We start from the raw sequence: 13,759 nt of genomic DNA, 5'->3' as shown, positions 1-13,759 counted from the left end.
AGAAGATGCGGATCAGGGGTGCCGATCAGAAGATGCCGATCACTCGGCAGACGCTTCCTGAGCGGCCTGCTTGATCAACGGCTCCAGCTCGCCGTTCTGGTACATCTCGACCACGATGTCGCAACCGCCGACCAGCTCGCCGTTGACCCACAGCTGCGGGAAGGTCGGCCAGTTGGCGTATTTCGGCAGCTCGGCGCGGATGTCCGGGTTGTCGAGAATGTTGACGAAGGCGAAACGCTCGCCGCAGGACATGACGGCCTGCACGGTCTGCGCAGAGAAACCACACTGCGGCAGCTGCGGGGTGCCCTTCATGTACAGGAGGATCGGGTTCTCGCCAATCTGCTTTTCGATCGATTCGATGGTAGTGCTCATGTGCAATCCTCGGACGGTGGGCGCAAGGCCCGTGAGTGTCATTCCCTCATTCTACTGGGGGTAAGCCATGAATTCAGCCCCCGATAGTGCCCGAGTTGTGGATTGCTGTCTGCAGCAGCGCACACCGGCCCTGCAGTGCGCGCCATGGCTGCCCTGATAACGGCGTGAGCGTTGCACGCTCGAGCCGAGCTGGCTAGGATGGCTCTTTTGACAGGCAGCGCCATCCGGGCGCCGTGATCGTCGGCGACTTCCTTCCCTCCGACGCATGGCGCCCTTTTCGATGGTGCTGCCCGAGACCCTGACAGGAGCCCGCTCGATGGCCACCCGGCACTTTCTGACCCTGCTTGACCTTTCTCCGGAAGAACTCGACTACCTCATCCAGCGCGCCATCACCATCAAGGATGGGCTGAAGAAGGAAGGTCCGGTCTATACGCCGTTCGCCAACCGCACCCTGGCGATGATCTTCGAGAAGTCCTCTACGCGCACCCGCGTGTCCTTCGAGACGGCCATGGCGCAATTCGGTGGCCATGCGCTGTTCCTGTCACCGCGCGACACCCAGCTGGGCCGTGGCGAGCCGATCGGCGACACTGCCCGCGTGCTGTCCGAGATGGTCGATGGCGTGATGATCCGCACCTTCGCCCACTCCGACATCGAAGCCTTCGCCGACGCCTCCAGCGTGCCGGTCATCAATGCGCTGACCGATGACTATCATCCGTGCCAGCTGCTGGCGGACGTGATGACCTGGACCGAATGCCGTGGCTCCGTGAAGGGCAAGACAGCGGTCTGGATCGGCGATGGCAACAACATGTGCCACTCCTGGATCAACGCCGCGCGTCAGTTCGATTTCAACCTGCGCATCTGCTGCCCGGAAGGCTACGAGCCGGACAGCGAGATCGTCGCGGCGGCTGGCCAGCGCGTCAGCATCCATCGTGACCCGCAGCAAGCCGTGCAGGGCGCGGACCTGGTGACCACCGATGTCTGGGCCTCCATGGGCCAGGAAGAAGAGCAGCTCAAGCGTGAGGCCGACTTCGCCGGTTTCCAGGTCGATGAAGCCATGCTCGACAAGGCCGCCGACGATGTCATCTTCCTGCACTGCCTGCCGGCACACCGCGGCGAAGAGATCAGCATGGGTCTGCTGGATGACCCGCGCGCCGTCGTCTGGCAGGAAGCAGGCAATCGCCTGCATGCCCAGAAGGCACTGCTCGAGTTCCTGATGCTGGGTCGCCAGGACTGAGCCATCAGCACTGAAGCTCAGGACTGAGCCGCCGCCTGCATCCACGCAGGCGGCGCTCGCGTATGCTCAAGCGAGACGGACACTCCCCTGCCCCGCTGCCTTCATCGCCATCCGGACTGACCTGCCATCATGCAACCGCTCCTTCAGATCGATTCGCTGGAATGTCGCTACGACACCACCGTCGTGACCCGCGACATCAATTTCTCCCTCAACAAGGGTGACATTGCCTGCCTGCTCGGCCCCTCCGGCTGCGGCAAGACCACGCTGCTGCGCGCGATTGCCGGCTTCGAACCGGTGGCAGTGGGCGAGATTCGTCTCGAAGGCGAGGTGCTGTCCAGCGCGACTCATCTGACCGCGCCGGAGCAGCGCCATGTCGGCATGGTCTTTCAGGATTACGCTCTGTTCCCCCATCTGAGCGTGGCGGACAACGTGGCCTTCGGCGTGCGCCGCATGACCCGAGAAACGCGCAATGACAAGGTGACGGAGCTGCTGACCCTGGTCGGCCTCGCCCACCTCGGCGAGCGCTTCCCGCATGAACTGTCCGGTGGCCAGCAGCAGCGCGTGGCCCTGGCCCGCGCGCTGGCACCGGAGCCGCGCATTCTGCTGCTCGATGAGCCGTTCTCGAATCTGGACGTGGAGCTGCGCCGTCAGCTGAGCCAGGAGGTGCGGCGGATTCTCAAGCACCTCGGCATCAGCGCGGTGCTGGTCACGCATGACCAGAATGAGGCCTTCGCGATGGCCGACCAGATCGGCGTGATCCACGGCGGTCATCTGCAGCAGTGGGACACGCCGTTCAACCTGTATCACGAACCCGCCACGCGCTTCGTCGCCAACTTCATCGGCCAGGGCTATTTCATCCCCGGCACGCTGAAGGACAACGAATGCGTGAGCACGGAGCTGGGCGTGATTCGCGGCAACCGTGCCTATCCGTATGCACCCGGCACGCCGGTGGATGTGCTGCTGCGCCCGGATGATCTGGTGTTGGCCGAAGGAGATTCGGAAGCGACTGACCTCAAGGCACGCGTGCTCAGCGCGACCTTCGCCGGTACCAGCACCCTCTACCGGCTGGCGCTGCCTTCCGGGCGGGAAGTCGAGGCGGCCTTCAACAGCCATCACGACTATCAGCCCGGCGAGCAGGTCATGCTGCGCATCCAGGCCGATCACCTGATCCTCTTCGAGCGTGTCGAGGAGAGTGAAGCGGTGCTCTAGCGCGCCATGCACAGGATGTTCGCCAGCCATGAAAAAACGGCCTCCTTTCGGATGGCCGTTTTTTCATGCCCCACTGGTGGCGTGTCGCTATTTGAACTGACTCCATTGTTTGGGCGACTGCCCGTACAGACGCTTGAATTCGCGACTGAATTGCGAGGAGCTGACATAGCCCACGGCCATGGCCGCCTCGCTGACGGTCTTGCCATTGGCGATCTGCATGGCGGCGGTATTGAGACGCATGGACTTCACGAACTGGATCGGCGACATCGTGGTCGCCTGCTTGAACTTGCGGTGGAAGACGGCGCGGCTCATGCCGACCCTCCCGGCCATGTCTTCAATGCTGACCGGCTCACCCAGACGGCTGGAGAGGTAATCGATCGCCCGCGCGATCTCATTGCCCACACCGAAGGCGCGTCGCGCCGACTCCCCGGCCTCGCCCTTCAGGACGGCGTAGTAAAGCTCCCGCAGCCGCCCTTCTCCCAGTATCGCCGCATCGGTGGGGCTCTGTGCCACCTGCAGCAGTCGCAACAAGGCATCGCTGAAGGCGGCGTCCCAATGCGCCAGGGCAAGCCCCGGCGGCAGTGGGCCGCTGCCCGGCTTGCGCACAAGCCCCGCAGCGCTTTCCATCTCGATGGCAAGCTCCGTCATCACCCGCGTGTCCAGCGAGACGTACACGCCCAACAATGGCGTCTCTGGCGAGGCCGTGGGGGCGCCCGCCTCGACCGGCATCGAGATGGGACAACATAGATACTGACGGCTGTCATAGACATGTCGCTCGCCGTCCAGTATCGCCTCCTTGGCACCGCTGACGATCACCACCACGGCGGGCTCATAGATGGCCGGCGCGCAACGCACGGGCTCCGTCATGCGAAAGAGCTGCACGCCCTTCACTGCGGTCTCTCGAATGCCTTCTTCGTGGGCGAGGCTCGCCACGAGTCGTGTGATCTCTTGTCTGCTCATGTCGCCAATCTAGCGCCATGCCTGCCTCTCATCAACAACTTGAGACGATCAGGCAATGATTGGCGGCAATTTCAGCCGATCACGAGACTGGATGAGATTTCTCGCCTATCTTCCTCAGCGTTGGCAGACCCGGGAAATGGCGGCTATATATGTGAAGCAGACAGGGGCGAGCTGCAGACAGGGGCAAGCTGACAGGGCCGAGCTGAAAGCCGGGCACAAAAAAGCGGCCACCCCGAAGGATGACCGCTTTTTCAACAATTCTGGTGGAGCCTAGCGGGATCGAACCGCTGACCTCAACACTGCCAGTGTTGCGCTCTCCCAGCTGAGCTAAGGCCCCTCATCAGACTGTCATGTCATGTGTCACCTGCAGGCAAGTGGGCACGTGAAACCTGGACAGACTTGTCGTGAATCATGGTGGAGCCTAGCGGGATCGAACCGCTGACCTCAACACTGCCAGTGTTGCGCTCTCCCAGCTGAGCTAAGGCCCCGTCTTCACGATGGAGCGCATATTACAGAGCGACGAATACGTCGTCAACCTCTTATTTTTGCTGCGCTTTGTGGAGTGCGTGAAGTCTGGGCATCGCATCGCGGAGCACGATTTACCGCAGCGGCTCGCTCACTGCCTCACGGCCGACGAAAAGGAGCAGGAATCACGCTAGCACTATATCAGTAGTGGTTATCCTGAACGCGACGCACTGGATAACAGGGGCATCGACAAGCCCTTGTCCAATGGGTACATTGGATCCCGCATTCACTTCATTGCTTATTGACATCTTTACTGGAGCCGCCTTGATCAAGGTTCTTGTCGCTGACGACCACCACCTGGTGCGTACCAGCATCGTCCGTACCATTGAGCTAGAGGATGGGCTCAAGGTGATTGCAGAAGCCTCGGATGGCGAAACCGCGATCAAACTCTGCCGTGAGCACAGCCCGGATATCGTGCTCATGGACATACGCATGCCCGGCGTCGATGGCCTGGAAGCCACACAGAAGATCGTGCGCAGCCTGCCCGACGTCAGAGTCATCGTGCTGACCGCCTATCTGGAAGAGTCCTTCGCCAAACGCCTGCTGGAAGCGGGAGCCTTCGGTTTCATCTCCAAGGGCACGCCCTTTGACGAGATGATCCGCGCCATCCATCAGGTGGCCGCAGGCGAACGCTATCTGTCCCCGGAAATCGCCCAGCGCCTGGTGTTCTCGGGCATGGACACCCAGCGCAGCAATCCCTTCGATCAGCTATCGAGCCGAGAACTTCAGGTGGCGACGATGATCGTCAATTGCCATCGCGTCAGCGAGATCTCGGACCGCCTGCACCTGAGTCCGAAGACGGTCAACACCTACCGCTACCGCATCTTCGACAAGCTTGGTGTGACCAGCGACGTGGAGATGACGCACCTAGCCATGCGTCACCAATTGCTGGATGACTACGTGCTGGACCGTCCTGACGAGGCCTGAGCAAGCACACCTTGCTGGCCTGTCACACGCTGCAGGCCCGCGCTGCTCGTGACACTCCCGAGCAGCGCCGATAACACCTCATGCAAGAACGCCACCTTCCCCGGGTGGCGTTCTTGCATGAGGTGTTTCTGTCTGAGACCTTCATGCATGGCACGTCCCGACAGGCGCCTTTCCTGCCAGCAGGCATTGCAGCATGGCTCTGCTGCCCCCATGCCTGCGAGCAATCGCCCTTGTTTGATAGACTCGAGGCATCTCTGGACGAGGAACCTCATGGCCAAGCAGCACACTGATCCCACGATGACGGACACCACTTCCCGGTCGTCCGAGAATGAGGACCCGGCAGGCACCGCCAGCCAGCCTGATGCCCAGCCGGCCTCTTCAGCGAGTGCGCACGCTGACAGCCGCGCGCGCAGAGACGCCGCGCGTGTCTCCAGCCGCCTGATCACCAGCGACGCGAGCAGTGACCTGCTGCAGGGCAGCGAGGCAACCGGCTTCGACGCCCGCCATTTCCTCAAGCATGTCAGCGACGCGCCCGGCATCTATCGCATGCTGGATAGCGCCGGTGACGTGCTGTACGTGGGCAAGGCCAAGCGTCTCAAGGCGCGCCTCTCCAGCTATTTCCGCAATACCGGCCTGAATGCCAAGACCCAGGCGCTGGTCGGACGCATTGCCGATGTACAGGTCACCATCACGCGCAGCGAGACCGAGGCCCTGCTGCTGGAGCAGACCCTGATCAAAGAGCTGCGCCCGCCCTACAACATCCTGCTGCGTGACGACAAATCCTACCCTTACGTCTTCATCAGCCAGCATCACGACTATCCGGCGATGGAGTTCAAGCGCGTGCGCCACAAGCGCAATGACGGACGCTACTTCGGCCCCTACCCGAGCAGCGTCGCGGTGCGCGAGTCCCTGACGCTGATGCAGAAGATCTTCCGCCTGCGCAATTGCGAGGATTCGGTGTTCGCCCACCGCGAGCGCCCGTGCCTGCAATATCAGATCAACCGCTGCACCGCGCCGTGTGTCGACTACATCAGCAAGCAGGATTATCGCCGCGACATGGAACATGCGGTGATGTGCCTGAACGGCCAGAGCGACAAGGTCACCGACGAGCTCAGCCAGGCGATGGAAGACGCGGCCATGCGGCTGGAATTCGAGGAAGCGGCTCGCCTGCGTGATCAGGTCGCCCAGCTGCGCCGCATGCAGGAGAAGCAATACGTCGACACCGGCACCGGCAACGCCGACATCCTGGCGCTGGCCGAGCGCCCCGGCGGACTCTGCATCAGTGTGGTCTCGGTCCGCCAGGGTCGCATGCTCGGCGCGCGCCACTTCTCGCCGGGCAATGGCCTGGACCTGACCAGCAGCGAGCTGCTGACCAGCTTCGTCAGTCAGTACTATCTCGGCCAGGACAGGGAGATGCCCGATGAGGTGCTGACCTCGCTGGCCCTCGAGGACGCCAACCTGCTGGAAGGCGCCTTGAGCGAGAAGGCCGAACGCCGGGTACGGGTCGCGCATCAGGTGCGTGGCCATCGCGCCCAGTGGCTGACACTGGCGCAGACCAACGCCGAGCAACATCTGGCCACCCAGCTGGCCAGCCGCCAGCAGCTGTCCAACCGCTTCCTGTCGCTGCGCGATGCGCTGGGACTCGATGAAGTGCCCAAGCGACTGGAATGTTTCGACATCTCCCACAGTCATGGCGAGGCGACCGTGGCCAGCTGCGTGGTCTTCGATCATGACGGCCCGATCAAGTCGGATTACCGGCGCTTCAATATCGAAGGCGTGACGGCCGGCGATGACTACGCCGCCATGCAGCAGGCGCTGACGCGGCGCTTCAAGCGCCTGCAGGAAGGCGAAGGCAAGCGCCCGGACATCCTGCTGGTCGATGGCGGCAAGGGGCAGCTCAACATGGCGCGCGGGGTGTTCGAGTCACTCGGCGTGACCGACATCATCCTGCTCGGGGTGGCCAAGGGCACCACACGCAAGGCAGGGCTCGAGACGCTGTTCATCGAGACGGTGCACGACACCCTCGACCTCGACAGCCACTCACCGGCGCTGCACTTGATCCAGCATGTGCGCGATGAATCGCACCGCTTCGCCATCGCCGGTCACCGCGCCAAACGCGACAAGGCGCGGCGTACCTCAAGTCTGGAGGGAATCGCGGGAGTCGGCCCCAAGCGGCGCCGCGAGCTGCTCAAGTTCTTCGGCGGTCTGCAGGGGGTGAAACAGGCCTCCAAACCGGAACTGGCCCGCGTGCCCGGCATCAGCGAATCGCTCGCCGAGCTGATCCACCAGGCGCTGCATGGTTGATGAATCAGACGCTGAATGGCTGCCTCCCGTACACGACATGGTGGCCTCTGGCACCATCGACTCAACGCTCAAGGAAGAGTGACAGAGCGTTGGCTTGAATAACCTGCCGTTTGGCATGGCTGAATGCGCCGCCGGCAGGCTAGAATAGACGACTTGTGCGGCGTCAATCGAACGGCTTTCTTCAGGGGCTCGACTCGCCCTCGATTGCGCCCAGCCACCTACGCTTCATGCAAGGACTCGTGCCGTCACGATGAGCATCCCCAATATCCTGACTCTGATCCGCATCCTGTTCATTCCGCTGCTGGTGGTATGTTTCTATCTGCCTTATGCATGGAGCCTGCCGCTGACGGCGCTGCTCTTCGCACTGGCCGCCATCACCGACTGGTTCGATGGCTATCTGGCCCGTCTGTGGAATCAGACCACGCCCTTCGGCGCCTTCCTGGACCCCGTCGCCGACAAGCTGATGGTCGCGGTGGCACTGGGCCTGCTGATAGAACGCTACGACAGCCTGTGGATGACCATCCCGAGCCTGGTCATCATCGGTCGCGAGATCGTCATCTCGGCACTGCGTGAGTGGATGGCCGAGATCGGCAAGCGCGGCAGTGTCGCGGTGTCCTGGGTCGGCAAACTGAAGACGGCTGCCCAGATGCTCGCCCTGTTCATGCTGCTGTTCTTCGCCCCGGGCAGTGTCGGAGGGGACGCCGGCCTCGCCCTGCTGTATATCTCGGCTGCGCTGACGCTGTGGTCGATGATCAGCTACCTGCGCGCCGCCTGGCCGGAACTGGTGCGCTCGGTCTGACACCCCGTTCAGCCACGAGATGCTGCGAATGCCTCAACGCTCACCGCCCCTATGGCCGGTGGGCGTTTCGTTTCCAGCGACCTGACTCGCGAGACAATTTTTCATTAACTGTTTGACAGCATGGGAATTATCCGTATAATTCGACCTCGAGTTCAGCGGGAATAGCTCAGTGGTAGAGCACAACCTTGCCAAGGTTGGGGTCGCGAGTTCGAATCTCGTTTCCCGCTCCAGTAACACAGGTAGCGCAACATCCACCTGATTTACTGACTCATGTATCTGCAGCAGCATCAGTGGATACTCCTCGGATCAGGCATCAGTTTCGACTGACATCTCGATCATTGAGGCTGGATGGCAGAGTGGTCATGCAGCGGACTGCAACTCCGTGTACGCCGGTTCGATTCCGACTCCAGCCTCCATTTCAGATACCGAAACATCCCCTGTTTCTCTCTGGAATGGCTATGACACCCACCCCCTTCGGGTCGTCACACTTCCCTTGCTTGTTTCGATTTGCATTGCTGCAACCCTGGCGCTTTTTTCGCCTGACTATCACCTGGTCTACGTCTTGCCAAGTCGTTGCCTTGCCACGTGATATCTCTGTTTTCATCTGTCCAGTGATTCTGACAGCCGCCCTGATCCCATGAATGATTCCCCCTGTGCGCCTTCGCGCTCGGTGCTGACCCTCTGTTTTCCTGCCCTTCTCCACCGCGCACCTTTTCGCGTCGCTTGCCGTGATCATGCCGGGTAAAAATCGCTCTGCTCTCCTGTCTCAATGTCACCGCTCACGATGACCATTCAGCGTCGCAATTTCATTGCATAACAGTCAGTTAAATCACGTATTAAGCAAGGTGTCATTGCCATTAAAGTTGACCTTGATCTGAAATATGATAAGTTATGCGCCAGTCTGCGCGGCCATGGTGGAATCGGTAGACACCGGAGACTTAAAATCTCCTGCCTTCGGGCGTGCCGGTTCGAGTCCGGCTGGCCGTACCAGATCAAGCAAGAGTCATACTGAATTCAAGAGCGCCGCTCCTCTCACGAGGGGCGGCGCTTTTTCATGCCTGATACTTTTCAAGCCGGTCACTTTTCATGCCTGATACTTTTCGAGTCTGATGCTTTTCGTACCTGAGCACTGCTCCGCTCGTCATGCCTCGCGGCCAGATGCCGAAGGAGATAGCCGTTGCTGGCAGCTCCTCGACACGAACAGTGCCGACAATCGCTCGGCCAGACGCCAGCAAGCGGCTTACATGCGACTACACTGAAGAGGTAGCGACGCCAGCGCTGGTTTCCAGCACGGCTCGCCCAGCCAACATGCATCAGTGCAGGAGCCAAACATGCTGACACTGCTCAAGAGTCCCGCCGATCACGTTGTCGCCCTGCATCTCGCGGGGCATATCGATCAGGCTTCGCTCGCCCCCATCATCAAGGAATGCGACGAACGCCTGGCGCGCCATGAGCGAATCTCGCTGCTGGTGGAGATTGAACGCTTTGGCCTGATCACGCCCGCCGCCCTGCTCAATGATATCGGCTATGCCCTGCGCCACTTGGGAGACTTCGAGCGCGAAGCCATCATCAGCAAGGCCGACTGGTTGCGCCATGTCACTGAGTTCAGCAAGCATCTGGTGCGCTCCATCGAGGTGCGCCACTTCTCACCCGACGAGCGCGAGGCTGCCTATGCCTGGGTCGCCGAGCCACCGCGTGGTGGCTCTGGCATCGGTGCTGGTGCCAATAAAACCCCCTACCGGTCATGATGCCCAGACCCCGGCGGCGAAACGCCATCAGGCCTGAAGCCCCCGCCATCGAGTGAGCCTCCAAAACACCCTGCCACCGCCTCATGGCAGGGTGCGCGTCAGCACCAATCCCGCCATCAGCAGCGCCCCCATCGCTATCGCCCAGAGCGTCATCGCGCGCTCCACTTCCGCTCGCTCTGCACAGCGCAGCAGCTGGAAGATCGTGACCAGGGGCAGCATGTAGCGCGTCTCGATCAGCTCACGCGTGCAGACCATCAAGGCAAGCATCACCAACAGCAGGCCACCATGCCCCAGCCGTAGCGGCGCCCTCAGCCACCAGAGTGCCATGCTGGTGGTCAGCAACATGGTGACCCACAGCCCCACCGGGTGGTCATTGAGCCATAACAGCCAGGTATTGCGGATCGTCCAGCGCTGGAAATTGTAGTCATGCGTCACCTCAAAGCTCATCACCAGCATGACCCACACGCCCGCCAGCGCTATCAGCAGCAGAATGCCCCGCCATGGCCAGGCACCCTGGGTGCACAGACGCCACAGCAGATGCCACTGCCTCGGCAAGTCGGCCAGCCACAACGGCAGAAACACCACGCCGATCACGCCCAGGTAATAGCCGAGATTGCCGGTGTGCCAACCGGCCTGATGACGGCCGGTATCGCCCATGGCAATGCCGTCGTTCCAGAGAACAAACCCGATGAAGGCGGCCACCGGAATCACGGCCACCCACCACCAGCGCACGATCAGGCCCCACCAGACAGAAAGCTGACGCAACGGCGAGCGCAGCGGTGGCGCCATGCCGACAGCCTGAGAGTGAGCCCCAGACTGCGCATGCGCCATGAACAGCAATAGACCGCCCCACAGCCCGAGCAGCACGATGCTGTCCTGCCGCAAGCCGAGCCCGACCAGGATCAAGGCCAGCAACGCCAGGCGCCGCTCATGCACCAGCGCGACGAGCTGCAGCGCGACCAGGGCGATGATCCACGGGTCGGTATACACCAGCGCCAGATAGGGAAAGATGATCGGCAGCCATAGCCACTGCCAGCTCTGACGATTCGCCTGTTGCCGGGCGCCGCTCTCATCGAGCATGGGGTCCAGGCGCCGATAGACGCTCGGCAGCGCCCGCCAGACCATGCATGCCATGGCACTGAAGCCCAGCAACGACAGACCTCGCACCCAGTCAACCGAGGGCATCTCAGGCCAGCGTCCGGCCATGGCGTCGGCTGCGAGAGGAAGATTGAGCCACTCCCCCAACGTCTGGAGCGTCATCAACGTCACCGCCATGGTGGCGTGATATAGCGTCAGGGTGGTCAGCTTGGGATGCTGACCCCAGTCGCTGGCGAGAAACTGGCGAACCTGCGCGAAATGCACTCCCTCATCGACGAAAGGGATCGGCAGGAAAAGACTCACCAGCCACAGGGAGGCGCTCAGGCACGCTCCCAGTACGAGCAACACAAGCCCCACCTTCAAGGGCCAGCGATGTCTGACGCGCACGCATCCCAAGCGCTGATCGAGCGACGACATATCCTTGTCTCCTTGTCAGACCTCCCCGAGAAACCCGTTCACGGCTCTCTCCAAAGGGAAATCCCGTGTCACCAGTATCGGCAGGCCGGCGCGGATTTTTCCAGTCAGGCCATGCACTTTGCCCCTCCAAGGCTCGCGGCAGTACAATGCGCTCAGTCTGCTTCGCTGATACGCCTGTAAAAGGCGTGCCGAAGACCTGCCTGTTCATGCTTCGCGACTGCGAAGCGTACCGATCAAAGCGACAAGTCGAGGGATCGCTGAGCCCATGCGTGCCAGTCAACTGCTGATTTCCACTCTCAAGGAAACCCCGTCCGACGCCGAAGTCGTCAGCCACCAGCTGATGCTGCGGGCCGGTTTCATCCGTCGCCTGACCTCCGGCCTCTACACCTGGATGCCACTGGGCCTGCGCACACTGCGCAAGGTCGAGCGCATCGTGCGTGAAGAGATGGACCGCTCCGGTGCCCAGGAACTGCTGATGCCAGCCGTGCAGCCAGCCGAGCTGTGGCAGGAGTCCGGTCGCTGGGAGCAGTACGGCCCCGAGCTGCTGCGCGTGGTTGACCGTCACCAGCGCGACTACTGTGTCGGCCCGACCCACGAGGAAGTCATCACCGACCTCGCGCGTCGTGAGCTGAACAGCTACAAGCAGCTGCCGGCCAACTTCTACCAGGTCCAGACCAAATTCCGCGACGAGATTCGTCCGCGCTTCGGTGTGATGCGCTCACGCGAGTTCGTGATGAAGGATGGTTACTCCTTCCACCTGGGCGAAGAATCCCTGAAAGAGACCTATCAGGTGATGTATGACACCTACGTGCGCATCTTCACGCGCCTGGGTCTCGACTTCCGTCCCGTCATCGCCGACAACGGCTCCATCGGTGGGACCGGCTCCCACGAATTCCACGTGCTGGCCGCCTCCGGTGAAGACGCCATCGCCTTCTCCACCGGCTCCGATTTCGCCGCCAACATCGAGAAGTGTGAAGCGCTGCCGGCTCCGCTGGGCGAGACGCCTGAGCGCGCGGCACCGACCCAGGAGATGCAGCTGGTCGACACGCCGAACGCCAGGACCATCGCCGCGCTGGTCGAGCAGCATGGCCTGGACATCAAGAAGACCGTCAAGACGCTGATCGTCAAGGCGGCCGAAGGCGTCGAAGGTGGTCTGATCGCGCTGATGGTACGTGGCGACCACGAGCTGAACGAGATCAAGGCCGAGCACCTGCCACAGGTCGCCGAGCCGCTGACCATGGCCAGCGATGAGGAAGTGCGCGCCGCCGTCGGTGCCGGTTTCGGTTCCCTCGGCCCGGTCGGCCTCGAGATGCCGATCATCATCGATCGCAGCGTCGCGCTGATGAGCGATTTCGGTGCCGGTGCCAATATCGAAGGCAAGCACCACTTCGGCCTCAACTGGGAGCGTGATCTGCCGCTGCCGGAAATCGCCGATATCCGCAACGTCGTCGCCGGTGATCCGTCACCGGACGGCCAGGGCGTGATCGATATCGCACGCGGTATCGAGGTGGGTCACATCTTCCAGCTCGGCACCAAGTACTCAGAGGCCATGAACGCCACCGTGCTCGACGAGAACGGCAAGGCACAGCCGCTGTCCATGGGCTGCTACGGCATCGGCGTGACCCGCGTGGTCGCCGCTGCCATCGAGCAGGGCAACGACAAGGGCGGCATCGTGCTGCCGGAAGCCATCGCGCCCTTCCAGGTCGCCATCGTGCCGATGAACGCCCACAAGTCCGTGCGTGTCAGCGAGACTGCCGAGCGCGTCTATCAGGAGCTGACGGCTGCCGGTTACGACGTGCTGCTGGATGATCGTGATCTGCGCCCGGGCAACAAGTTCGCCGACGGCGAGCTGCTGGGCATTCCGCATCGTCTGGTGATCGGTGATCGCGGTCTCGACAATGGCGAGTACGAGTACAAGGGTCGCACCGATGACGAAGCGACCATGATCGCCGTCGACAGCCTGCTGGACTTCCTGGCCGAGCGCAGCGCGAGCTGAACTCGAGCCGCCTGAGCCACTCGCTCGCGGCTGACGCTAGCGCAGTACCCGGGACAGCCCGCTCCTCTTCTCGAGGGCGGGCTGTCTCGTTATGTGCCTTCCTTGAACATCCCATTACCGTCAACGCCGCGGTAACGGCATAATGGCGCCATGATTGATACGCAGGGACT

10 protein-coding genes and 5 tRNA genes are annotated in these 13,759 nt (G+C 62.0%); 10 read left to right on the top strand and 5 right to left on the bottom strand.

What is annotated here, in order from left to right; all coding sequences use genetic code 11:
• Positions 1-39: 39 nt before the first annotated feature.
• On the bottom strand, positions 40-372 hold the full coding sequence (grxD, locus tag QQF40_RS10515) for a Grx4 family monothiol glutaredoxin (protein WP_166018798.1): 333 nt from the start codon (positions 370-372) through the stop codon (positions 40-42).
• A gap of 316 nt (positions 373-688) precedes the next feature.
• On the opposite strand from grxD, the gene argF reads away from it, so the two are divergent.
• On the top strand, positions 689-1,606 hold the full coding sequence (argF, locus tag QQF40_RS10510) for an ornithine carbamoyltransferase (protein WP_043331358.1): 918 nt from the start codon (positions 689-691) through the stop codon (positions 1,604-1,606).
• Positions 1,607-1,735: 129 nt separating this feature from the next.
• Positions 1,736-2,815, top strand: coding sequence for an ABC transporter ATP-binding protein (locus QQF40_RS10505; RefSeq protein ID WP_285461262.1), 1,080 nt, complete (start codon positions 1,736-1,738; stop codon positions 2,813-2,815).
• A gap of 87 nt (positions 2,816-2,902) precedes the next feature.
• On the opposite strand, the gene QQF40_RS10500 is transcribed toward QQF40_RS10505, so the two are convergent.
• The 3 genes from QQF40_RS10500 to QQF40_RS10490 all read right to left on the bottom strand — a co-directional run bounded on the left by QQF40_RS10500 (position 2,903) and on the right by QQF40_RS10490 (position 4,263).
• Entirely contained in the window at positions 2,903-3,775 is an 873-nt protein-coding gene (locus tag QQF40_RS10500; protein WP_175088561.1) for an AraC family transcriptional regulator, read from the bottom strand.
• Positions 3,776-4,036: 261 nt separating this feature from the next.
• A tRNA-Ala gene (locus tag QQF40_RS10495) sits at positions 4,037-4,112 on the bottom strand.
• Positions 4,113-4,187: 75 nt separating this feature from the next.
• A tRNA-Ala gene (locus QQF40_RS10490) sits at positions 4,188-4,263 on the bottom strand.
• 301 nt (positions 4,264-4,564) lie between these two features.
• Here QQF40_RS10490 and uvrY point away from each other — a divergent pair.
• The 7 genes from uvrY (at position 4,565) to QQF40_RS10455 (ending at position 10,078) form a co-directional block, all read left to right on the top strand.
• Positions 4,565-5,227 carry a UvrY/SirA/GacA family response regulator transcription factor gene (uvrY, locus tag QQF40_RS10485; RefSeq protein ID WP_043331360.1) on the top strand — a complete coding sequence of 221 codons (663 nt, stop codon included), beginning with the start codon at positions 4,565-4,567 and terminating at the stop codon, positions 5,225-5,227.
• A 270-nt stretch (positions 5,228-5,497) separates the two neighbouring features.
• On the top strand, positions 5,498-7,531 hold the full coding sequence (gene uvrC, locus QQF40_RS10480; protein WP_285461261.1) for an excinuclease ABC subunit UvrC: 2,034 nt from the start codon (positions 5,498-5,500) through the stop codon (positions 7,529-7,531).
• Positions 7,532-7,781: 250 nt separating this feature from the next.
• A complete protein-coding gene (pgsA, locus tag QQF40_RS10475; protein WP_043331361.1) occupies positions 7,782-8,330 on the top strand; it encodes a CDP-diacylglycerol--glycerol-3-phosphate 3-phosphatidyltransferase in 549 nt (182 codons plus the stop codon).
• Between the two features lie 155 nt (positions 8,331-8,485).
• Positions 8,486-8,560 (top strand) — tRNA-Gly (locus QQF40_RS10470).
• A gap of 112 nt (positions 8,561-8,672) precedes the next feature.
• Positions 8,673-8,746: transfer RNA gene (locus tag QQF40_RS10465), tRNA-Cys, on the top strand.
• Between the two features lie 489 nt (positions 8,747-9,235).
• A tRNA-Leu gene (locus tag QQF40_RS10460) sits at positions 9,236-9,320 on the top strand.
• 341 nt (positions 9,321-9,661) lie between these two features.
• Positions 9,662-10,078, top strand: coding sequence for a SpoIIAA family protein (locus tag QQF40_RS10455; RefSeq protein WP_285461260.1), 417 nt, complete (start codon positions 9,662-9,664; stop codon positions 10,076-10,078).
• 81 nt (positions 10,079-10,159) lie between these two features.
• On the opposite strand, the gene QQF40_RS10450 is transcribed toward QQF40_RS10455, so the two are convergent.
• Positions 10,160-11,593: a Dol-P-Glc:Glc(2)Man(9)GlcNAc(2)-PP-Dol alpha-1,2-glucosyltransferase gene (locus QQF40_RS10450; RefSeq protein ID WP_285461259.1), complete on the bottom strand. Its 1,434-nt coding sequence runs from the start codon at positions 11,591-11,593 to the stop codon at positions 10,160-10,162.
• Positions 11,594-11,858: 265 nt separating this feature from the next.
• Between QQF40_RS10450 and QQF40_RS10445 the strand changes: the two genes are divergently transcribed.
• Positions 11,859-13,589, top strand: coding sequence for a proline--tRNA ligase (locus tag QQF40_RS10445; RefSeq protein ID WP_175088558.1), 1,731 nt, complete (start codon positions 11,859-11,861; stop codon positions 13,587-13,589).
• Positions 13,590-13,759: the final 170 nt, after the last annotated feature.

Source organism: Cobetia sp. LC6 (assembly GCF_030264805.1).
Lineage (GTDB): Bacteria > Pseudomonadota > Gammaproteobacteria > Pseudomonadales > Halomonadaceae > Cobetia.
Note: the sequence above shows the minus strand (reverse complement) of the source record. Positions and strands in the feature narration are given on the sequence as shown.

Coding starts and splice junctions, on each gene's coding strand:
- grxD (WP_166018798.1), bottom strand. CDS start 372: ATGAGCACTACCATCGAATCGATCGAAAAGCAGATTGGCGAGAACCCG.
- argF (WP_043331358.1), top strand. CDS start 689: ATGGCCACCCGGCACTTTCTGACCCTGCTTGACCTTTCTCCGGAAGAA.
- QQF40_RS10505 (WP_285461262.1), top strand. CDS start 1,736: ATGCAACCGCTCCTTCAGATCGATTCGCTGGAATGTCGCTACGACACC.
- QQF40_RS10500 (WP_175088561.1), bottom strand. CDS start 3,775: ATGAGCAGACAAGAGATCACACGACTCGTGGCGAGCCTCGCCCACGAA.
- uvrC (WP_285461261.1), top strand. CDS start 5,498: ATGGCCAAGCAGCACACTGATCCCACGATGACGGACACCACTTCCCGG.
- pgsA (WP_043331361.1), top strand. CDS start 7,782: ATGAGCATCCCCAATATCCTGACTCTGATCCGCATCCTGTTCATTCCG.
- QQF40_RS10455 (WP_285461260.1), top strand. CDS start 9,662: ATGCTGACACTGCTCAAGAGTCCCGCCGATCACGTTGTCGCCCTGCAT.
- QQF40_RS10450 (WP_285461259.1), bottom strand. CDS start 11,593: ATGTCGTCGCTCGATCAGCGCTTGGGATGCGTGCGCGTCAGACATCGC.
- QQF40_RS10445 (WP_175088558.1), top strand. CDS start 11,859: ATGCGTGCCAGTCAACTGCTGATTTCCACTCTCAAGGAAACCCCGTCC.